General features: G+C 67.6%; 19 protein-coding genes. 10 read left to right on the top strand and 9 right to left on the bottom strand.

The window, feature by feature from the left end; all coding sequences use genetic code 11:
• Nucleotides 1–2: 2 nt before the first annotated feature.
• A complete protein-coding gene (locus F8O06_RS01905; RefSeq protein WP_158037202.1) occupies nt 3–968 on the bottom strand; it encodes a TatD family hydrolase in 966 nt (321 codons plus the stop codon).
• Between the two features lie 3 nt (nt 969–971).
• Nucleotides 972–2,567, bottom strand: coding sequence for a methionine--tRNA ligase (gene metG / locus F8O06_RS01900; RefSeq protein ID WP_158037201.1), 1,596 nt, complete (start codon nt 2,565–2,567; stop codon nt 972–974).
• Between the two features lie 63 nt (nt 2,568–2,630).
• Here metG and F8O06_RS01895 point away from each other — a divergent pair, with 63 nt between their 5' ends.
• Both F8O06_RS01895 and F8O06_RS01890 read left to right on the top strand, forming a co-directional pair.
• Complete coding sequence (locus F8O06_RS01895) at nt 2,631–3,194, top strand: hypothetical protein (protein WP_225733326.1); 564 nt, start codon at nt 2,631–2,633, stop codon at nt 3,192–3,194.
• Between the two features lie 34 nt (nt 3,195–3,228).
• The gene (locus tag F8O06_RS01890) at nt 3,229–4,572 is read left to right on the top strand and encodes a dihydroorotase (protein ID WP_158037200.1); all 1,344 of its coding nucleotides are present in this window, start codon (nt 3,229–3,231) and stop codon (nt 4,570–4,572) included.
• 36 nt (nt 4,573–4,608) lie between these two features.
• On the opposite strand, the gene F8O06_RS01885 is transcribed toward F8O06_RS01890, so the two are convergent.
• The 7 genes from F8O06_RS01885 to F8O06_RS01855 all read right to left on the bottom strand — a co-directional run bounded on the left by F8O06_RS01885 (nt 4,609) and on the right by F8O06_RS01855 (nt 10,497).
• Nucleotides 4,609–5,091: a hypothetical protein gene (locus tag F8O06_RS01885; protein ID WP_158037199.1), complete on the bottom strand. Its 483-nt coding sequence runs from the start codon at nt 5,089–5,091 to the stop codon at nt 4,609–4,611.
• An 83-nt stretch (nt 5,092–5,174) separates the two neighbouring features.
• Nucleotides 5,175–6,947 carry a hypothetical protein gene (locus tag F8O06_RS01880; RefSeq protein ID WP_158037198.1) on the bottom strand — a complete coding sequence of 591 codons (1,773 nt, stop codon included), beginning with the start codon at nt 6,945–6,947 and terminating at the stop codon, nt 5,175–5,177.
• The gene (locus tag F8O06_RS01875; protein WP_158037197.1) at nt 6,947–7,258 is read right to left on the bottom strand and encodes a hypothetical protein; all 312 of its coding nucleotides are present in this window, start codon (nt 7,256–7,258) and stop codon (nt 6,947–6,949) included. Before F8O06_RS01875 ends, F8O06_RS01880 begins: the two co-directional genes overlap by 1 nt.
• 35 nt (nt 7,259–7,293) lie before the next feature.
• Nucleotides 7,294–7,593: a WXG100 family type VII secretion target gene (locus tag F8O06_RS01870; protein ID WP_158030179.1), complete on the bottom strand. Its 300-nt coding sequence runs from the start codon at nt 7,591–7,593 to the stop codon at nt 7,294–7,296.
• A gap of 161 nt (nt 7,594–7,754) precedes the next feature.
• Nucleotides 7,755–8,579, bottom strand: coding sequence for a 16S rRNA (cytidine(1402)-2'-O)-methyltransferase (gene rsmI, locus F8O06_RS01865; RefSeq protein WP_158037196.1), 825 nt, complete (start codon nt 8,577–8,579; stop codon nt 7,755–7,757).
• A complete protein-coding gene (locus tag F8O06_RS01860; protein ID WP_158037195.1) occupies nt 8,576–9,766 on the bottom strand; it encodes a VanZ family protein in 1,191 nt (396 codons plus the stop codon). Before F8O06_RS01860 ends, rsmI begins: the two co-directional genes overlap by 4 nt.
• On the bottom strand, nt 9,763–10,497 hold the full coding sequence (locus tag F8O06_RS01855; RefSeq protein WP_225732957.1) for a TetR family transcriptional regulator: 735 nt from the start codon (nt 10,495–10,497) through the stop codon (nt 9,763–9,765). Before F8O06_RS01855 ends, F8O06_RS01860 begins: the two co-directional genes overlap by 4 nt.
• A gap of 140 nt (nt 10,498–10,637) precedes the next feature.
• On the opposite strand from F8O06_RS01855, the gene F8O06_RS01850 reads away from it, so the two are divergent.
• From F8O06_RS01850 to F8O06_RS01815, 8 genes are all read left to right on the top strand, one after another.
• Nucleotides 10,638–11,285 (top strand): biotin transporter BioY, encoded by a 648-nt coding sequence (locus F8O06_RS01850; protein ID WP_158037194.1) that lies wholly within the window; start codon nt 10,638–10,640, stop codon nt 11,283–11,285.
• Between the two features lie 30 nt (nt 11,286–11,315).
• A complete protein-coding gene (locus F8O06_RS01845; RefSeq protein ID WP_158037193.1) occupies nt 11,316–12,005 on the top strand; it encodes an energy-coupling factor ABC transporter ATP-binding protein in 690 nt (229 codons plus the stop codon).
• On the top strand, nt 12,002–12,598 hold the full coding sequence (locus F8O06_RS01840; protein WP_158037192.1) for an energy-coupling factor transporter transmembrane component T family protein: 597 nt from the start codon (nt 12,002–12,004) through the stop codon (nt 12,596–12,598). Before F8O06_RS01845 ends, F8O06_RS01840 begins: the two co-directional genes overlap by 4 nt.
• Nucleotides 12,595–12,960 carry a CHY zinc finger protein gene (locus F8O06_RS01835; protein ID WP_192496797.1) on the top strand — a complete coding sequence of 122 codons (366 nt, stop codon included), beginning with the start codon at nt 12,595–12,597 and terminating at the stop codon, nt 12,958–12,960. Before F8O06_RS01840 ends, F8O06_RS01835 begins: the two co-directional genes overlap by 4 nt.
• Before the next feature lie 473 nt (nt 12,961–13,433).
• The gene (locus tag F8O06_RS01830) at nt 13,434–15,167 is read left to right on the top strand and encodes a dolichyl-phosphate-mannose--protein mannosyltransferase (RefSeq protein WP_158037191.1); all 1,734 of its coding nucleotides are present in this window, start codon (nt 13,434–13,436) and stop codon (nt 15,165–15,167) included.
• Nucleotides 15,168–15,264: 97 nt separating this feature from the next.
• Nucleotides 15,265–19,305, top strand: coding sequence for an ATP-dependent RNA helicase HrpA (gene hrpA, locus F8O06_RS01825; RefSeq protein WP_158037190.1), 4,041 nt, complete (start codon nt 15,265–15,267; stop codon nt 19,303–19,305).
• A gap of 16 nt (nt 19,306–19,321) precedes the next feature.
• Nucleotides 19,322–20,248: a DUF3097 family protein gene (locus tag F8O06_RS01820; RefSeq protein WP_158037189.1), complete on the top strand. Its 927-nt coding sequence runs from the start codon at nt 19,322–19,324 to the stop codon at nt 20,246–20,248.
• Between the two features lie 139 nt (nt 20,249–20,387).
• Nucleotides 20,388–20,900 carry a hypothetical protein gene (locus F8O06_RS01815; RefSeq protein ID WP_158037188.1) on the top strand — a complete coding sequence of 171 codons (513 nt, stop codon included), beginning with the start codon at nt 20,388–20,390 and terminating at the stop codon, nt 20,898–20,900.
• The last annotated feature ends 363 nt before the right edge of the window (nt 20,901–21,263 follow it).

Below are 21,263 nucleotides of genomic sequence, written 5' to 3'. Positions count from 1 at the left end.
CGTCACCACTCCCCATAGACGCGCACCGTGGTCGCGGCGATCTGCTCGGCGAGCTCGGCGACCGGCGTCTCAAGCGTCTCGGCCATGAACCGCAGCGTGTTCGGCAGCAGATACGGCGCATTCGGCCGGCCACGGTACGGCATCGGCGTCAGATACGGCGCGTCGGTCTCGACCAGGATGTGGTCGCGGGGCATGCGCCGCAGGCCGTCGCGCAGGTTCTCAGCGTTCTTGAAGGTCACCGTGCCCGAGAACGACGCGTACCAGCCGTGTTCGGCACAGATCTCGGCCAGCTCGGCGTCACCGCTGAAGCAGTGAAAGACCGTGCGCTCGGGCGCACCGACCCGCAGCAGCGTCTCGACGACCTCGCGATGCGCGTCACGATCGTGAATCTGCATCGCCAGCCCGTGCGATTTCGCAAGCTCGATGTGACGCTCGAACGACCCGATCTGGTCGGCGAAGCGCTCTGGCTCGGTGTAGTGGAAGTCGAGCCCGGTCTCTCCGACGACGCGCACCCGGTCTTCGGCCGCGAGACGATCGAGCGTGACGAGCGCGTCGTCGAGCACGCCCGCGTCGACGTAGGCCGGCACCTCGTTGGGGTGAATCGCGATGCCTGCGAGCATGCGGCGATCCTGCGCCGCATGCTCGGCCGCCCATTGTGAGGATGCCATGGTCGTGCCCGCCTGCACGATGCCGGCCACCCCGACGGCCTGGGCCCTGTCGAGCTGCTCGACCCAGTCGGCGGGCGCGTTCTCGACGTCCGTGCCCGGAAAGTCGGTGCGATCGGCGTTGCCCGCGATGGCATCCGCATCACCGTTCGCGTCGCGCGCCGCAGCGGCCGCTGCCTCTCGGGCGGGCGTGAGGATCGCATCCTCGAGCCACGGTTCGATATGCGTGTGGTTGTCGTAGACGGGAGCGGGCAGCGGCTCGGGAGCCGGCGGGTAGCTGTGGTCGCGGTGTTTGTGGCCCATCGACTACGCCTGGTGCTGGGGCACGGGGGTCTCGGGCACCTCGGACGAGTCGACGCGCGGGAAGAGCGCCTCGATCGCGTGCACGGTCGGTGCGGCGTACCGCTGCCACTGATCTGCCTCGGTGATGGTCACGTCGGTGATCGCACCGGTGCCGAGCACTTCCCAGAGCTTCGCCGCGGCCTCAGGGATCACCGGTGAGAGCAGCACGTCGAGCGCGCCCAGCCCGAACCAGACGGTGTGCAGAATCGTGCCGAGCCGCTCGGTCTCGCCGCGCTTGGCGACGGCCCACGGGGTCTGCTCGGTGATGTAGCCGTTGAGCGCGTCGACCAGACGCCAGATCTCGCTGATCGCGTCGTTAGTGCGGAACTCGGCGATCGCGGTGTCAGCCTTCGCCGGGACCTCGGCAACCAGGTCGACGATCGCCTGGTCTGCCTCGGTGAGCTCGCCAGCCTCGGGAACGGTGCCGTCGAAGTACTTCGCGATCATCGCGAGCGTGCGCGAGGCGAGGTTGCCGAAGCCGTTGGCGAGCTCGGCCTCGTAGCGCGCGGCGATGTCCTCCCACGAGAACGATCCGTCGTGGCCGAAGGTGATGGCGCGCAGGAAGTAGTAGCGGAACGCGTCTGAGCCGAACACGTCGGTGATCTGCGTGGGTGCGATGCCGGTGAGCTTCGACTTGCTCATCTTCTCGCCGCCGACCAGCAGCCAGCCGTGGCCGAAGACGTGCTGCGGCAGGTCAAGCCCGGCCGCGAGCAGCAGCGCCGGCCAGATCACGGCGTGGAAGCGCAGGATGTCTTTGCCGACGATGTGCACCTGCGGAGGCCAGCGACGCTCGAACGCCTCGTCGTCCTGCCCATAGCCGACCGCGGTCGCATAGTTCAGCAGCGCGTCGATCCACACGTAGAGCACGTGCGATTCGTCCCACGGCAGTTTGATGCCCCAGTCGAAGCTCGAACGCGAGATCGACAGATCGGTGAGCCCCTGCTTCACGAACGAGACGACCTCGTTGCGCGCGCTGGCCGGCTGAATGAAGTCAGGGTGCTGCTCGTAGAGGTCGAGCAGCGGCTTCGTGAACTCGCTCATCTTGAAGAAGTAGTTCTTCTCTTTGAGCAGCTCGACCGGCTTCGAGTGAATCGCGCAGACTTTCTGACCGGCGAACTGCCCCACGCCGTCGACCAGGTCGCTCTCCTGCTTGTACTCTTCGCAGCCCACGCAGTAGTAGCCCTCGAACTCGCCGGTGTAGATGAATCCGCGGTCGTAGAGGCGCTGCAGGAAGACCTTCACATTGTCTTCGTGGCGCTGGTCGGTGGTGCGGATGAAATCGTCGTTCGAGATGTCGAGCGTCTTCAGCAGCGGCTTCCAGGCAGACTCCACGAGGCGATCGGCCCACTGTTTCGGGGTCACCTCGTTGGCCGTGGCGGTGCGCAGAATCTTCTGCCCGTGCTCGTCGGTGCCGGTCAGCAGAAAGGTGTCGTCACCACGCTGCCGGTGCCAGCGCGCCAGCACGTCTGAGACCACCTCGGTGTAGCCGTGCCCGATGTGGGGCACGTCGTTCACATAGAAGATGGGGGTGGTGATGAAGAAGGAGTCGCGCTTGGCCATGACCTCCATTCTACGTGCGCGCATGCGAGCCATGCTTGACACCCTGTTTCGTAGACTGGGGGCATGACCAACTCGCCCAACGCCGTCTCGGTGGAAGTTGTGCGCAGCCACGCGGGCCTGCGTGCGGTGGCCGTGCTGCCATTGCTGCCCACGCTGTGGCTCGGCATGATCTTGGCGATCTCGTTCGTTGAGGCTCCGCTGAAGTTCCAGGCACCGGGTATCACGATCCCGCTCGGTCTGGGCATCGGGCGTCTGGTGTTCACCGCGCTGAACATCGTCGAGATCGCCCTCGCTCTCGCGACGGTCGTCACGCTGCTGGTTGCCCGCCGCTCGTCGGCGATCCATGAGTTGCGTGCCAGAGGGCTCACCTGGTCGCTGGTCGCCGCCGTAGGCGTGCTCCTGCTCAAAGTGGTCTGGGTGCGCCCGCTGCTCAACGCCCGCAGCGACGTCATCGTCGCCGGCGGCGATCCCGGCCCCTCCCTGCTGCACAGCGCCTACGTCGTACTCGAGTGCCTGCAGGTCGCCGCCCTGATCGTCGTGATCGTCTTCGCGGTGCGCCTGCTGCTCGATGCCGCTCGTGCGCACGCACTGACCGCCCAAGACACGAACTCGTCACCCCGCAGCTGACGCTGCACCCCCGAGATAGAGAAGAGACCACCCGATGACGCAGGATTCCACACAGTCACACCAAGGCATCCCCCGAACCACTTCTGCTGTGCTGATCACCGACGTGCGCCCGTACGGCGAGCAGCCGCGTGACCTGCTCATCGACGGGCCGGTCATCGCCGGCGTCTTCGACCCCCGCCTGCGCCCGCTCGTGCTGCAGCATGCGCAGCCGGCGAGGGTCATCGCGGGGCACGGCCTCGTCGTGGTGCCCGCGTTCGTCGACCTGCACGTGCACCTGCGCGAGCCGGGCGGCAGCGATCAAGAGACGATTGCGACCGGTCTGGCTGCGGCTGCCGCCGGCGGGTTCTCGGATGTCTTTGCGATGGCGAACACCAACCCCGTCACCGACACTCCCGAGCGAGTGCAGTGGATGCGCGAGCAGGCCGAGCAGACGTCGCGCGTGCGTGCGCATCCGGTGGGCTCGATCACGATCGGCCTGGCCGGCGAGCGCGTCTCACCTATCGAAGAGCTGGCCGATGCCGGGGTCACCCTGTTCTCTGACGACGGCAAGTGCGTCGACGACGCCGGTCTCATGCAGGACGCTCTGCAGCGCACGGGTGCCTTGGGCCTGACCGTCGCGCAGCATGCGCAGTCGCATGCTCTCGCCGGCTCGGGGCAGCTCAACGCAGGCTTCGCCGCCGAGCGCACCGGACTCGCTCCGTGGCCGGTGAGCGGCGAGGCTGCGATCGTCGCCCGCGACTCGGTACTCGCCGCTGAGACCGGCGGACACCTGCATGTGTGCCATGTGTCGACGCGACGCACGGTCGAGGTCGTTCGTGCGGCCAAGGCGAACGGCTGGCCGGTGTCGACCGAGGTGACTCCGCATCATCTGCTGCTGACCGACGAGCTCTCGGCACTGGCTTCTCCGACGTTCAAGGTGAACCCGCCGCTGCGCTCGTCCGACGACGTACACGCACTGCGCGCGGCGCTGACCGACGGTGTGATCGAGACGATCGGGACCGACCATGCCCCGCACACGGTGGCGAGCAAGTCGTGCGGATGGTCGCAGGCGGCGTTCGGGATGACCGGGCTCGAGACGGCGCTGCCCGTGGTGGCCAGCGTGACCGCGGTCGACGGTGTGGTCGACTGGCGCATGATCACCCACATCATGCACGATCGGCCTGCTGCGATCGGCAGTCTGCCCGAGGTTGCGAACAGCGCCGTGCGCGCCGGAGACCCAGCAACGCTGGTGTTCGTGGACGAGCAGCAGGAGCAGACCGTCGACGGTGCCTCGCAGCACACGAAGGGGCTCAACACGCCGTTCCAGGGCGTGACATTCGGCTACCAGGTGGTGGCCACGCTCATCGACGGCGAGCAGGTGCACGGCTCGCTGTTCTGAGCAGGTCGTCGGGCCAGCAGGGTTTCACCAGCGAACTCAGTACTCCGAAAGACGGTTGTAGTCCGGGATCGGAAAGCAGGCGGTGAACCCTGCAATGCTCAGCCAATGCGTGTCATTGTGGATGAACATGTTGAGCGACATGCCATTCTCGTGCTTCATGTAAAGGTTCGTCGTGCCGCCAGCAGTCTCGTCCCATTCCAGCTTCCACTCGGGGCGCGCACCCCACTCCTGCTCGACCTGGTGCGCATGTGCCCACAGATCGGTCTCTGGCGTGACCTTCGTATCACTCGTGCTCGGCCAGCTGAACAGGGTCTCTTCTTCGTTGCATTTGAAGACCGTTCGCTTACGATCCGGCGACCCGGTGTGCTCCACGATCGAGCCCTCCGGAAGCAGCGCAAGAATCTCATTGCGGTGTTCGAACAAACTGGTCTTCGCAGCTTCGAGATTGGGAAACGCCTCAACGGCCTGCTTCTTCGGGGTGACACAGGCGCTCAGCAGCAGCCCGGCTGTCAGCATCATCGTCAGAAGCATCCTCGGCAGGACCTGCCTCGTCACGTGGCGCCGTTTGCCGCCGAAATTGCTCGGCGTCGTCGATACACGCATCATTGTGGTCTTCTTCCGAGAATGTCGTCACGCATCGCGCCCAGCGCCCTCTCGTTCTCGTCTGGCCCCTTGGCAATGCGATTGTGCTGGTCGATCGCAGAGTCGCCCTCGACCTCGGGGAAGAACCGGTGCGCGAAGAAATCCGAGGCACTGGCCGTCTGGTAGGGCAGTCTCGCTCCGCTTGGCGAGAGGCTTTCGCTCGCGTCGCTGACTCGGTCGATGACCCTGATCGCATCGCCCTCGTAGTTGTAGCTGAAATACAACGTCTCGTCTGCCGCCGTCCACGACTGCGGCGCGTAGGCCCCGCCGATGCCCAGCACCCTATGGCGATGAGCCCCATGCGTCTCGGCGGCCAGCTGTATGGTGTGCCCAGCGCTGTGACCGATGCCCACCCGTCTGGCGTCTGCGAGGTTCGGCTGAGCACCGATCTGCCGTTCGAATTCCGCCACCCGACTGCCGAGATCTGAGAGATAGCGCTCATTGGTATTGGCACGCTCCCCTGCCCAGCTGGGCCACGGACCGTCTTTGTACACGAACGCCACGGCGTTGCCGCCCGACGTCTCGTTCAGATCTCGAACGAGGTAGTTCGCCACCTGCTGAGTCTCGTTGCGGTAGAAGCCGTGCAGATCGGCCCCGGTGCCAGGCAGGTAGGTCATGACGTGAGTCGCCGGTCGGCTGATGTCGCCGATGACCTCGACAAGCCTGTCGTTGCGCGGATCGAAGACGACCAGCTGTCGTTCGCCAGAGACGATGCCGCGCAGATAGTCGAGCTGTTCCTGCGAGCGCGGCAGCATCATCGCGCAGTCGCCATTGGTCGCTTCGCCCTGTGGGCAGCGCTGCTCCCACTGCCTGTGCGACTCCTCTGCGTCGTGCAGCACGTCTTCGGCACTGTGGCGGTTGGCCGCGATCCGGTCGACGAACGGCACGCCGGCCAGACCGCCGACGAACCACGACGCACCGGTGATCAGCTCGGCACGCGTGCTCTCGTCGAGCTGCACCCAGAACGCGCCGACTGCGGCCGGGTCGTGCTGCATTTGCTGCAGATAGGCCTGGGCCGAGGCCCGGTCAGCCGCCCAGCCGTGCAGGCCCCGCATGGCGACCAGCGCACCGTCATAGCCGGTGCCGGAGCACTGCGCTGGCAGCGACAGCCCATTCGCTCGGGCGCACATCTCGGTGTTCACCTCGCTGCGTCGACTCTGCAGCCGCTGCCACGCGGCGATCAGACGATCGACCTCGCCCTCCAGCGCTCGCCAGCGGCTCAGCACTCGCTCGGCCTCTGCAGCCCGACCCGCCCGACGCTGCAGCTCCGCATCGGCCATTTCTGCGCCCGGCTGCGCCAGTCGGTCGACGCCGGCCGCCGAAGGAGCCCGCCAGTCGGTCGTCACCATCTGGGTGAACCCGCCGCTCGCGATCAGCTCTCGGCGGCACCGTGCAATCTGCTGCAGCAGATCTGCCGCCTCACTGCGTACTCGCTCGGCCTGCAGATCGAGCTCAGAGACCTCACCGGCGTACCAGTGCAGCTGGGTGGAACTCTGCTGTGCCGTCTCACTGAGCGATACCGCCAACTGCTGAGGTCGTGCCAGCAGCTGCTCGGCTCGATCGCAGGCCGTCGCCTGCTGCCCTGCGAAAGCCGAGCGTGACTGGACGATCGCGGCATGCACCTGCAGCACGCCGTCGGTCTGCCGGGCGAGGTGGGTTCCGAGTCCGTGGATCGACTCGGGCTCGCCTCGTCCGGGATGATCGCCGGTGAGCACGCTCTCGACGCTCGCCATCACTCCCCCGCTCCGGCGCGCAGCGCATCGGCTGAGAGGCCGAGCTGCTGATCGGCTGCAGTGACCGATGTCGAGATGGTGCGAGCCGCGGCAGCACCGAGCTCGCACCCCTCGACGAGCACCCGAGCCGCGGCTGCGAGCGCGCAGCCCACCTGCGACAAGGCCGCCTGCACCCTGGCATCGCCGTAGTCGAGCCCTTCTGCCGTCTGCACTCGGCTCAGGCTCTCGAGCGCAGCCGTCGCCTGCGCGCCGCTCAGCGTGCTGCCGACGTCGTGCAGCACTTCATGACTCAGTTCGAGTGTCATCGACATGCTCGCTCCCGCCCCTCGCCGCTCGTCTGTGTCGCTCAGCCGATGCGCGAGGCGAGTTCTTGGTCGACCTGCTGCAGCGCTGAGGCCGTCTGCCGCAGATACTGGCCGAGATCGGCGAGACCTTCCATCGCACGCTGCGACCCGGTCACGAACTGCTCGGTCGCCGTGTTGAACTTGCCGGACGCATGTTGCGTGACGAAGCCTCCGCTGACCAGCTCGGCGATCTGCGACCGTGCCCGGTCGAGCTCGCCGATGATCGTCTGCTTCTGTGACTCCAGCCGCGCTGCCGCGCCCTGCAGTTCGTCGTATGAGACCGAGATGCTCGAACCTGCCATGATGACCCTCCTGATGATCAGTGCCGACGCCGGGTGGCGTCGTTCGTGATCAGCACGTTACGAGGGTCTCAGCTCACCGACGATGGCGTCGGCATGCCTGTGGATAAGTCTGTGCACAGCTCAGGCTGTGCAGAGTCCCAGAGCCCGCAAACTCGCCAGCGTCAGCGCTCGGCACGGCGCTGCAGTGCGAGATCGTAGAGAGCCTTGCGGCTCACTCCGGTGCGTTCGGCCACCTCGGCCGACGCCTCTTTCAGCCGACGCCCTTCGGCGACCAGCGCGAGCACGGCATCCACATGATCGTCGGGCGACTCGATGCGAGCGGGCGCACCGGCGATCACGATGACCACCTCGCCGCGCACGCCTTCGGCAGCCCACTCGGCCAGATGCCCGAGCGAGCCGCGCTCGGTGTGCTCGAAGCGCTTGGTCAGCTCGCGGCTCACGCTCGCGGCCCGATCGGCGCCGAAGACCTCGATCATGCTCGCCAGCGCCTCGGCGACGCGGTGCGGCGACTCGTAGAAGATCATGGTGCGCTGCTCATCGGCGAGCGCCCGCCACAGCCTGGTGCGCTCGCCCGGTCGACGCGGCACGAAGCCTTCGAAGCTGAACCGATCGGTGGGCAGGCCTGAGACTGCGAGCGCCGTCAGCACCGCCGTCGGCCCGGGCACCGACGTCACGGTGACGCCGGCCTCGCGGGCCGCGGCGCCCAGCTGAAAGCCGGGGTCGCTGATCGTCGGCATGCCGGCATCGGTCACGACCACCACGTCGTGGTCGCGGGCGAGGTCGAGCAGTTCGTCGATGCGTTCGCGTTCGTTGTACTCGTGCATGCTGATCATGCGCGGGCGGTTCTCGACGCCCAGCACGTCGAAGAGGTGCAGCGTGTTCCGGGTGTCTTCGGCCGCGACGATCTCGGCGTTCTCGAGCAGCTCGATGAGTCGAGGCGAGGCGTCGCCCGCGTTGCCGATGGGTGTTCCGGCCAAGATGATCATCGTGTCTCCTCAGTGTGTTCGCGGGATGCGGATGCGTCGCCCGCCGGGCGTGAGGCGTGCGCGCTGGCGGCCGACGCACGCTGGTCTTCGATGCGCAGACCCGCCACGGCAGCGGCGAGACCGCGGCGGTCGCGCGTCGCCCAGACGCCGATCAGGCTCGCGATCGCAAAGACCCAGGCCGCGGGCAGCAGCCACGCCCGCCAGCCGTCGGCGCTCTCACCGGCCGCTCCGCTGATCGTGCCCGACACCGAAGCCGCATCGAGCATGGCGAGCAGCCCGAACCCGCCCGAACCGGCCAGGAAACGCAGGCCACGCTCGAGCCACGCAGGTCGTGCATCCGCCGGCCTGCTGCGCAGCAGCACCGCCCACTCGCCGAACGTGCGACCGCGCCAGAGCACGAACACGAGCTGCACGGCCAACGGCACGCACCAGATCAGCCAGGTCACACGCGGGTCGGCCGCCAGCGTCTCGGCGCGGCCGCTGCCCGGCCACAGCCCGGCGACGACCATGAAGAACATCAGCGACAGGCCCTGCGGAGCCAGAAACACCAGGGTCGCATCGCAGAGCATGCCGGTCAGGCGGCGAAGTGCGGTGACCGGCGTCGGCGCGGTGCGGTCTGACTGTGTTCCGCGACTGATGAAGGGGATGGCCGCCAGCGACCCGATGATCGCACCCAGCGTGTTCGTGGTCAGGTCGTCGACGTCGAAGACCCGATAGGCGCACGGATAGAGCCCCCAAACCCCCGTGAGCTGGGTGAGCTCGATGAGCAGCGAGACGCCGAGCCCGCCGATGGCTGCGACGACGACGCCCGCACTGTGACGCACACGCAGCAGCACGCCGAGCGGCACGAAGAGCGCCACATTGAGCGCGAGCTGCCAGACGACCATGCTGCGCATCAGCCCGCCGACCGACGGCCCGCTCGCCAGCAGATGGCGCAGATCGTGGCCGAGGCTCAGCTGCACGCCGCGACACACGTACTGCCCGCTCGACGGCAGCGGCAGCAGCGTGTAGCAGACCAGAGCGGCCAGGTACACCGCGGTGATCAGCCACCCGCCGACCCACCAGCCGTCAGCGCTGCCGCGACGACGGTAGCTGACGATGACGAAGGGCACGAAGAGCACGAATGCGACCAGCGTGCCGAGCACGACGGCGAGCACGGCGAGGCCCGGCTGCAGCACAGAGCTCATCGGATGCGCCTCGACTCTTGGTCTGCACCGCTGCGGCGAGCCGCGAGGCCGTCGACGAGCAGGTCGACGCCGAACGCGAAGTCGCCGGGCACGCTATCGACCACCATCGCGCCGAAGGCGTCCAGGTCGGCTGCGGCGAACGCGCCGTCGCCGATGCGATGGTCGACGCGTGGTGCTGCCGGCACATCAAGGCCCAGCTCGCCTGCCTGGTCACGCTGCTGTTCGTGCTGGGTCGAACCGAGCACGAAGTGCAGCAGAGCCGCGGCGCTGGCCTGGGCGGTCTGATCGTCGAAGCCGCCGTCGCGAACGCTCTTCTCGAGGTGGCGCATGGGGATGCCATGGCCGAGACCCAGCGCGACGGTGCTCGCGACGATCTCAGCGCCGTCTCGGTGATCGAGCAGTGCGCAGCGCAGCCAGAGAGCCTCGGCGCGCAGGGCGCTCGTCCACCCGGGGCGTGCCTGCACGAACGCCGTGCGCAGCTGGTCGCGTTCGGGGCGGTCGCGAGTGATCCAGTCGCTGACGGCGGCCAGCAGACTCTGCTTGTTCTCGAAGTGCCAGTACAGGGCACTGGGCTGCACGCCCAGAGTGGTGGCCAGTCGTCGCATGGTCAGATCGGGCAGCCCGCTGTGGTCGAGCAGCTGCACTGCCGCAGCGATGACGTCGTCACGGCTGTGACGTGCGCCACGACGCTCCCGCTGCTCGGCGCCTGTGCGCTCGTTGTCGACATCCACAAAACGAGTGTAGCGGCGTCGTACCAACCGAACAGTGTTCAGGTGAACGCCGTTCAGGTAGTGTGATGAGCGGTCGCCACCGGCTCGACGACCGCCCCTGACACTCGACAGGGGTCGTTCTCAGTGAAGGAGCAGACACGATGTCCACCTCGCCCACCCAGCCGACGCGCACCACGTCGGCCGTCAGCGACGCATCCACGAAGACCCCGGCGACGACGCACCGAGGCTTCGACAACCGCGACATCGCCCGCATCGCGGTGTTCGCTGCTCTGATCGCCGCGCTCGGCCTGGTGGGGCCCATCCCCGTGCCGGGGCTCGTGCCGATCACCGCACAGACTCTGGGGGTGATGCTGGCCGGCACGGTGTTGGGCGGCCGACGCGGCGCCCTCGCCGTGGTCGTGCTGCTGCTGCTCGTACTGATCGGTCTGCCACTGCTGAGTGGCGGGCGCGGCGGCCCAGCGGCGTTCATGGGCCCGTCTGCCGGCTATCTCTTCGGATGGATCGCCGGAGCCTTGGTCGCCGGCGCGATCACCCATGCCGGCCGCAGAATCGTCTGGTGGCGAACCCTGCTCGGCGCCGTCGTCGGCGGCATCTTCGTGGTGTACCTCTTCGGTATCCCGGTGACCTCGATGGTCGCCGGCCTGCCGCTGTCACAGGCTCTCGTCTCGTCGTTCGCCTTTCTGCCCGGTGACGCCATCAAAGCCGTTCTGGCCACTCTGATCACCACGGGACTCTGGAAGGCGTACCCACAGGCCTTCCCGGCACGCATGCAGCTGGCCGGCAAGTAGGCTCGACATCATGACCTCCGAGGTGCTCTGATGGATGCTGCCGAGATTCGGCTCGACGCGCTCTGCGTCGACGCGGGCGGCACGCGCATCATCGACGAGGTGAGTCTCGAGGTCGCCGTGCGTCGGCTTGCGGTGATCGGGGCCAACGGGTCTGGCAAGTCGACGCTGCTGCGTGTGCTCGACGGCCTGATGCGCCCCAGTGCAGGCGCAGTGCGGGTGCTCGGACTCGACCCGGTGCGCGAGGCGAAGGCACTGCGCCGCCAGGTCGGCTTCGTGTTCACCAACCCCGACACGCAGATCGTGATGCCCACCGTGCGCGAAGACCTCGCGTTCTCGCTGCGCGGGCTCAGACTGCCGCGCGACGAGGTGCGGGCGCGGGTCGACGCCTGGCTCGACCGCTACGAGCTGCTCGATCGCGCCGACGTTCCGGCGCACAGCCTCTCGGGCGGACAGAAGCAGACCCTCGCGATCGCTGCGGTGCTCATTCGCGAGCCCCGTCTCGTGCTTGCCGACGAGCCGACCACGATGCTCGATCTGGGCAATGCCCGACGCATCAGCCGTCTGCTCGTCGACGAGCTGCCCGGCCCCGTGGTCATCGCCACGCACGACCTCGCCCTCGCACGCCGCTGCGACCTGGCGATCCGGTTCGAGGCAGGCCGCATCATCCGCGTGGGAGACCCCGCCGAGGTCGTCGACGAATACGAGCGAGCGTTCGCGTGATCTCGCAGTACGTTCCCGGCGACAGCCCGATGCACCGCCTGCCCGCGGGCCTCAAGCTGCTGGCACTCTTGTCGATCGCGCTGATCGTCTCGCTGCTGCCTGCAGTGTGGTGGGCGTCGGCCGGGCTGCTGGTCGTGACCGTGGCACTCTATGCGCTGGCCGGGCCGGTGCTGCGCAGGCTGCCTGCGCAGTTCTGGATGGCCAAGTGGATCATCGTGTTCTTTGGCCTGCTGATTCTGATCTTTCAGGGGCCGATGCCCGCGCTCGTGCAGACGACGCGCTTCGTCACGCTGATCGTGCTCGCCGGGCTCATCACCCTGACCACGACGACGACCGCAATGCTCGACGCGCTGACCCGGGCGATGGGTCCGCTGCGGTTCGTCGGCATCTCCCCAGAACGGGTGGCGCTCACGCTCTCACTGGCGATCAACGCCGTGCCCGTCGTCTCGGGGCTCTCGCACAGCATCCGCGAAGCCCAGATCGCGCGCGGCACGCCGCCGAGCATCCGCGCCTACGTGCTGCCGCTGCTCGTCATGACGCTGAAGTACTCGGACGACCTCGCCGACGCGCTGACCGCACGAGGCGTCGGATGAGCGACCGGCATGCGCCTGCTCTGGAGTCTGACGCCTGCCTGCCCGTGCGCGGAGTCGACCTCGACCCTGCGTCGCGCTGCGCGCACTGGCATACCGAACTTGACATCGTGGCACTGCGCTTCGCCTGCTGCGACACTTACTGGGCGTGTACAGAGTGCCACGCCCAGCTCGCCGATCACGCGGCGTTGCCGTGGCCGGTCGATCGCGCGCAGCCTGCCGTGCGCTGCGGCGGATGCGGCTCCCAGTTCAACGCCTCGGCCTACCTCACGACGATGGAGACGATCGAGCCGTGCTGCCCGGTCTGCGGCGCGGCCTTCAACCCGCGGTGCTCGCGCCACCACGACATCTACTTCGCCGACTGATCGGCTGACGTCGCCGAGGTCTGCGCCTCCACAGCCTCCGGACTCCTGGAGACCAGTGCTCAGGGCTCAGTGCTCAGTAACCAGTAACCAGTGCCCAGTACCCACCCCCAAGTGCCCCGTGCCCAGTGTCCAGCGCCCAACCCCAAATGCCCCGTGCCGAGTGTCAGCCCTCCGGAACTTGAGGCATCTTCCATCCCCCATCCAGACATCCAGACATGCCAAATGCAGCCCAACCCCATCCAGACATGCCAAGTTCCATGCCTCGATGGTTTGGAACGACATTTGCCATGCCTCGTTCGAAGCCGTCCCGACCAGCCCGATCACGGTCGGCCATCCTGACCAGCTCTGCCCGCCCCGTCTCGACCACTCCGCCCCGTCTCGACCACTCCGCCCCGTCTCGACCACTCCGCCCCGTCTCGACCACCCCGCCCCGTCCCGACCACCCCGCCCCGTCCCGACCGTAGAATGGCGAGGTGCCCTCCACCACTCCTGCTCACGACGCTCAGCGAGGGCAGCAGCACACCCTGCGTCACGCCACCTGGCACGAGCCGGTGGCCCACTGGTTCGGCACACAGAGCCCACTGCCAATCTGGCTGAGTCTCAAAGTGCTCGGTCCGGCCGCAGTCACCCTGCTCGCTGCGGCGCTGCGCCTCTGGAATCTCGGCTGGCCGAACACACTCGTCTTCGACGAGACCTACTACGTCAAAGACGCCTGGACGCTCGGCGCTCGCGGCAATGAGGCGCGTTGGCCTGAGTCACCGAATCCGGCTTTCGAATCAGGCGATGTCAACTCGTTTCTCAGCGGCGACGGCGCCTTCGTGGTGCACCCGCCGCTCGGCAAGTGGATGATGTGGCTGGGCATGCTGGCGGGGCCCGAACACGCCTGGGCATGGCGGCTGTCGACGGCGATCGCCGGCATCCTCACGGTGCTGCTGGTCTGCGTCGTGGCTCAGCGGATGTTCCACAGCGCCGCACTGTCGACCTTCGCTGGCGGCCTGCTCGCGATCGACGGCCTCGCCATCACGATGAGCCGCACGGGACTGCTCGATGTGTTCATCGGGCTGTTCGTGCTCGCCGCGTTCTGGATGCTACTCATCGACCGCAGCCGGCACCGCCGGATGCTCGCCGAACGGCTGCACGAACGCGGGTCGATGGGGGTGGTCTGGTGGCGCCCCTGGCTGTTCGCAGCCGCAGTGTTCCTCGGCTGCGCGACCAGCGTGAAGTGGTCGGGCGTCTACTTCGCCGTCGCCTTCGGCCTCTACACCGTCGTCGACGACCTGCTCGCCAGGCGGCGGCTCGCTCGGGCCGCGGGCAGCATCCCCATGAGGGCGACCTCAGGGCATCACGCGCACCGGCAGACATTCTGGGCGCGGGCCTGGCCGCTGCAGTCGCTGGCTCAGGCCGGGGTCGGCCTCGTCACCGTGCTGCCCACCGTCGTGCTGGTGTATCTCGCCTCGTGGACGGGCTGGTTCGTCACCTCGAACGGCTGGGGACGCCACTGGGCCGAGTCGAATCCGGCTGAAGGGTGGCTCGCGGTCGTACCCGACGCGCTGCGGTCGTTCGGGCAGTATCACGCGGTCGCCTACCGATTCCACACGGGGCTCGACAGCCCGCACCCCTGGGCATCGAGTCCGCTGAGCTGGCCGCTCATGCTCAAGCCCACGCTGTTCTGGCGCACCATCGACGATCCGGGTGAGAACGGCTGCCTGCATGACTCCGGGTGCGTGAACACGATCTCATCGGTCGCCAACCCACTGCTCTGGTGGGTCGCGCACCTCGCAGTGCTCACGCTGATCGTCTTCGTGATCGTTCGGGTGCTGCGTCGCTCGACTGCGCGGCGGCCCTGGCGTGTGATGTCGCCCGCGAGCGATGTCACCTGGCAGGCCGTCGCAATTCTGTTCGGCTTCGCCGGAGGCTACCTGCCCTGGCTGATGTACCTGCACCGCACGGTGTTCTTCTTCTACGCGGTGGCGTGGCAGCCGTTCCTGATTCTCGCGGTGGTCGCCGTCGTGCGGATGCTGGTGCCGCCCCCGCAGGACAACTCCGGCGCCGCGGTGGCGCGTCGGGTCTGGGCACGACCCGTCGTGGCGGGGTTCGTCGTTCTCGTCGTCGCCGTCTCGGCATTCTTCTATCCCCTCTGGACGGGGATGGACGTCTCGCGCACATTCTGGTCGTTGCACGCGTGGCTCCCGCACAGCTGGCTCTGACGCTGTGTGCTGAACGGCCACTCCCCGCGCTGAGCCGACGTGCGAAAACGCGCAGAGACGATCAGGCTCCGTTCAGGTACGAAGTACAGTGGATGAGATGACCGATCTGACCCTGACCTATCCCCCGCAGCTGCCGGTCAGCGATCGCCACGACGAGATCATGGCGGCAATCGAGGCGAACCAGGTCGTCATCATCGCGGGTGAGACCGGCTCGGGCAAGACCACGCAGATTCCCAAGATGTGTCTGGAGCTCGGCCGCGGCCTGCCCGTCGAACGAACCGGGAACGACGGCAGAAAACGCACCTACACGCGACAGATCGGTCACACCCAGCCGCGCCGTCTGGCGGCACGAACCATCGCCGAACGCCTCGCCGTCGAGACGAACACCAAGCTTGGCGAGCAGATCGGCTATCAGGTGCGATTCACCGATCACACCGACACCTCGACGCGTGTGAAGGTGATGACCGACGGCATTCTGCTCGCCGAGATTCGCCGCGACCGCCGCCTGATGAACTACGACACGATCATCATCGACGAGGCGCACGAGCGCAGCCTGAACATCGACTTTCTGCTCGGCTACCTCAAGCGCCTGCTGCCGAAGCGCCGCGACCTCAAACTGATCATCACCTCGGCGACCATCGACGTCGACCGCTTCTCGAAGCACTTCGACGAGGCTCCAGTGATCGAGGTGTCCGGCCGCACCTTTCCCGTCGAGATTCGGTATCGTCCGCCAGAGAAGGACGAAGAGACCCTCGACGCGATGCTGTCGGCCACCGACGAGCTCATGCTCGAGCCCGACGGTGACATCCTGGTGTTCTTCCCCACCGAGGCCGACATCCGCGAAGCGGCCAAGGCACTCGCCGGTCGCCACCGTTTCACCGAGGTGCTCACCCTCTTCGGCCGACTCAGCGCCGCCGACCAGCACAAAGTCTTCGAGACGGGCCGCAACCCGGGCATCCGTCGACGCATCGTGCTGTCGACCAACGTCGCCGAGACCTCGCTGACCGTGCCCGGCATCCGCTACGTGATCGACACAGGCACCGCCCGCATCTCCCGGTATTCGACTCGGTCGCGCGTGCAGCGCCTCCCGGTCGAGGCCATCTCGCAGGCGAGTGCGAATCAGCGCGCAGGGCGATGCGGCCGTGTCGCCGAGGGCATCTGTATCCGGCTGTACAGCGAAGACGACTATATGTCTCGACCGGAATATACGGATCCCGAGATCCTGCGCACCAATCTCGCCAGCGTCATTCTGCAGATGGCCACGCTCAAGGTCGGTGCCATCAACGACTTCCCCTTTCTGCAGCCGCCCGATTCACGAGCGATCGCCAGCGGCATCGACACCTTGGTCGAGCTGCGCGCGATCGAGTCGCCCAAGGTCAGCCGTGACGGCGAGATGCACATCACCGACATCGGGCGGCGACTGGCCAGGGTGCCGATCGATCCCAGACTCGGGCGCATGATCGTCGAAGCACAGCGTCTGGGTGTGGCACACGAGGTGACCGTCATCGTGGCAGCGCTCACGGTGCAGGATCCCCGCGAGCGCCCGCGCGACCGGCAGCAGGCCGCCGACCAGCAGCACGCGCGGTTCGTCGACCCGTCGAGCGACTTCTTGGGCACGCTCAAACTCTGGAAGTACCTTGAGCAGCAGCGCCACGATCTCTCATCAAGCGCGTTCCGTCGGCTATGCCACAAAGAGTTCATCAACTATGTGCGGGTGCGCGAGTGGATCGATCTGGTGCGCCAGCTTGAGCGCATGCAGCCCGATGACCCGTCGTCGTTCCGCATTGAGAGCACGGCCGCAGTGAACGACACCACGCGTGCCGCAGCAGTCGGCGAGCGCGCGAACGACCGCGGTCACACGAAGAGCAGACACGGCTCCAACCAGCGCAGCGGGCGCCGACGCGGCGATGACGCGACCACCGAGGCTGCCGACGGTATCCATCGCGCTCTCATGGCGGGACTGCTCTCGCAGCTGGGCGTCTACGACGAGAAGAAGCGCAACTATCTGGGCAGCCGTGGCACGCGTTTCTGGGTGTTCCCCGGTTCGGGGCTGTTCAAGAAGCCGCCGACCGAGGTGATGACCGCCGAGCTGGTCGAGACCGAGCGGCTCTGGGCGCGCGTGAACGCCAAGGTCGATCTGGGCTGGGCCGAGGAGCTCGCCGGCGACCTCGCCAAACACAGCTATGCCGAGCCGCGCTGGTCGGCGAAGCGCGAACAGGTCGTCGCGACCGAGCGGGTGACGCTCTACGGCGTGCCCATCGTGGCCGGCCGGTGCGCGAACTACGGCCGGGTCGATGCAGAGGTCGCCCGCGAGCTGTTCATTCGGCAGGCGCTCGTCGAGGGCGACTGGCACACTCGGCACGCCTTCTTCGCTGAGAACCAGCGGCTGCGCGCGCACGTCGAAGACCTCGAGAACCGCAGTCGGCGACGAGACATCGCGATCGACGACGAGGCGCTCTTCGCGTTCTACGACCACCGCATTCCCGCTGAGATCAACACCGGCCGCGCCTTCGACCGCTGGTGGAAGCAGCAGCGCCGCGAGACGCCCGATCTGCTGACGCTCAGCATCGACGACGTGACCGACGATCGCGCCCAGTCGGTCGACGAGACCGACTACCCCAACACCTGGCGGCAGGGCGACCTGACGCTGGCCGTGAGCTACCGATTCGACCCCGGCAGCGACTCCGACGGCGTGAATGTGGATGTTCCGCTCGCCCTGCTGGCCCAGCTGCGACCCGAGGGCTTCGACTGGCTGGTGCCCGGGCTGCGTGAGGATCTTGCGGTCGCTCTCATCCGTTCGCTGCCGAAAGTGCACCGTCGCAACGTGGTGCCTGCAGCCGACTGGGCGCGGCGCGCGCTCGAGACGCTGCCGCAGCATCCTGACGGCCGCCCCTTCGCCGTCGCATTGGGCGCAGCCCTGCGCTCGCTCAGCGGCGTGCCGATTCCCGACGACGCGTGGGAGGTCGAGCGCGTGCCCGCGCATCTGCGGGCCACGTTCCGTGTGCTCGACGATCAGGGCCGCGCGATCAGCGAGTCGACCGACCTGCTCGAGCTGCAGCGAGAGCACCATGACAGCGCACGAGTCGCCGTGGCGGCGCGCAGCTCGGCCAGCGAGCGCACCGGGCTCACCGCGTGGGCGTCGAAGCCCGGCGACGAGGCCGCCGACCGCGGCATCGGCGCGCTGCCCGTCGAGACCGTCGAAGATCTCGGCGGCAACGTCGTGCGCAGCTACCCTGCCCTCGTCGACGAGGGCAGGAGTGTGGCGGTGCGACTCTTCGCCGCCCCGGGCGATGCGCTGCGCAGCCACTGGGCCGGCGTGCGTCGCCTCGTCGCGCTCAACGTACCCATGCCGACCGAGTACGTGCTGAAACACCTGACCGGCCCCGAGAAGCTCGCGCTGGCCTCGTCGCCGTACCGCTCGCCGCGGGCCGCGATCGAGGACGCGGCGCTGGCCGTGATCGACGCTCACCTCGCCGAGCTGGTGCTGCCGAACGCCGCCGGCCACACGGCGGGAGCAGACCCGCAGGCGGGGGCGAGCGGGGCATCCGCAGGCAGTCGTGACCGCGCCCGGCTGCTGCACCTCGCCGAGGCGCTGCCCCGCGACCCGCAGGCCTTCGAACAGTTCTGCGACCGAGTCAGCGCTGACCTCGTCGACGCCCTGTTCGCGGCGACCTCGCAGGTGGCGAAGGTGCTCGGAGCCCAGCGTGACACCGAGCGCGCGCTGAAGCAGGTCACCTCGATGGCGCTGCTCGGGGCGACCAGCGGCATCCGTGCGCACATCGAACAACTCGTCTACGAAGGGTTCATCCGCGCCTGCGGCACCGCGCGCCTGCCGCACATCGCCCGCTATCTCGAGGGCCTCGCGCTGCGGCTGCACAAGCTCGAGACGCAGCCCGGCCGCGACAACACGTGGCGTGCCGAGGCCGACACTGCGCTGCGGCTCTTCGAGGGCGCAGGAGGCAGCATTCCCTCGCCCGACTGGTGGCTGGGTGTGATCGACGAGCGCAGCCGCGTGCTCGACGAAGCCCGCTGGATGCTCGAAGAGCTGCAGGTCGGGCTCTGGGCGCAGGAGCTCGGCACGGCCAGCACGGCGAGCGTTCCCCGACTCAAGAAGCTGCTCGCGAAGCTGCCCAAGTAGGAGCCGAAGAAGACATATGTTTGACGATCGCTATGACATCGACCCGCTCGCCGACCAGTCGTGGCGGCGCACGGTGGGACCGAAGAGAGTCGCCGCACAGCTCGGCGAGGTCTATGAAGACGTCGCCAGCGGATTCTGCGGAGCTCTGGTGCGCTTCGACCGGCAGGTGGTCGAGCTCGAAGACCGGCATGGTGCGGTGCGCGCGTTTCAGTGGGGGCCCGGCCTGCTGCTTGAGGGCAAGCCGATCGATCTGGTGCATCCGGGGGATGCCGCGCGTGCGCAAGGCGGCGCAGGTCGCGCTGGCACGGCGGCCGGGTCGCCACGGGCGCGCGGAGCTGCCGGATCGGCCGGTCGCGCTGCGGAATCGCTGCGCATCGGAGCCTCGGGCATGCGGGTCGATCCGAATCAGCGGGCCCGGGTGGCTCGGGCCAGTCGGCTCTTCGTCGAGGGCAAGCACGACGCCGAGCTGGTGGTGAAGGTCTGGGGCGACGATCTGAAGGCCACTGGCGTGGTCGTCGAGCAGCTGCTCGGCGTCGACCATCTCGCCGAGGTCATGGCCGAGTTCGAGCCCGGCCCCACCCGTCGCATGGGGGTGCTCGTCGATCACCTCGTCAAGGGCTCGAAGGAGTCCCACATCGTCGACGCGCTGCCCGCCGGGCCGGCGCGAGACGCCGTGCTCGTCGTGGGGCATCCGTTCATCGACATCTGGCAGGCCGTCAAGCCCGAGCGACTCGGCATACGGTCTTGGCCCAGCATCCCCCGCGGCATCGATTGGAAGTCGGGCATGTGCCGAGCGCTCGGCTGGCCCGGCGAGACGGGGGCCGACGTCGGCAAAGCATGGTCGCGCATTCTCGGTACGGTGCGCAGCTACCGCGATCTCGAGCCCTCGCTCACCGGTCGGGTCGAGCAGCTGATCGACTTCGTCACCGAGATCCCGGAGTGACGTCGGTCGCCGCTCTGCTGCGGGGCGCACCCGCCGTCAGTCTTTGACCCGCTGGCCGCCGACACGGAGTCACGGCTCCGTGGGCGCGCGTCGTATTGCATCGCTGCCCCGCCCGCCGGCATGCGCCTATGGTGGAGGCATGAGCACGACCGGTGAGCATCTCGCAGAGTTCGCCATCCGGCCGCCGACATGGGCCCGATGGATCGCCGTCGCGCCCCTGATCTTCGTGGCCGCAGTGCTCGTCATCATCGCCATGACGCTCGACGGCGGCGTGATCGGCGTCGTGTTCTCGGTCGCGGTCGTCGTCGCCCTGGGGCTGGTCACCTGGTGGTGGATGCGATGGACGGTGATCCGCGTGCGCATCCAGTCGCATGAGGTGCGGCTCGCAGCCCCGTTCTACCGTGCGTCGGTGCACATCGCCGACATCGCACAGACGGCGGTCGTGGACGACGCGACGCTCGGCCGCTCCGGCTTCGACTGGGTGGTGATGGGTCGGCCTCGCGATCCACGCGGGGTGCGGCTCAATCTCGGCGGCGTGGCCGCGCTGCAGATGCAGACCTTCGATCAGCGGCTCTACACGGTCGTGTTCACGAGCTTCGACGACGCCGAGCGCGCTCAGCGAGTCATCGACTCGCATCGGTTCGGCGGCTGACCTCTGTCGCTGCTCCGAACAGCAGCATTCAGTAGTGTTCGGCAGCATTCAGTAGTGTTCGGCAGCATTCAGCAGTGTTCGGCAGCATTCAGTCGCATTATGGTGGCGACCGTCCCACCCCACTCCACATCCAGTCGTCCCAAATGACGCACCACGGCATCCAGACATGCCAAATGACGCACCACGGCATCCAGACGTCCCAAATGACGCACCAAGACATCCAGACATGCCAAGTTCCATGTCTCGATACCTAGGCAGGGCATTTGCCATGTCTGGATCAAGCCGGAGCCCCGTTGCGTGAGCTTTTGGCTGTCCACATCGCTCGGAATGCTCCAAGTGTGTTCACAATGCGCTCGCTGCGCT

Source organism: Pseudoclavibacter sp. CFCC 14310 (assembly GCF_008831165.1).
GTDB lineage: Bacteria > Actinomycetota > Actinomycetes > Actinomycetales > Microbacteriaceae > Pseudoclavibacter_A.
The sequence above is the reverse complement of the archived record's forward strand: the minus strand, read 5'-3'. Positions and strand labels throughout refer to the sequence as shown.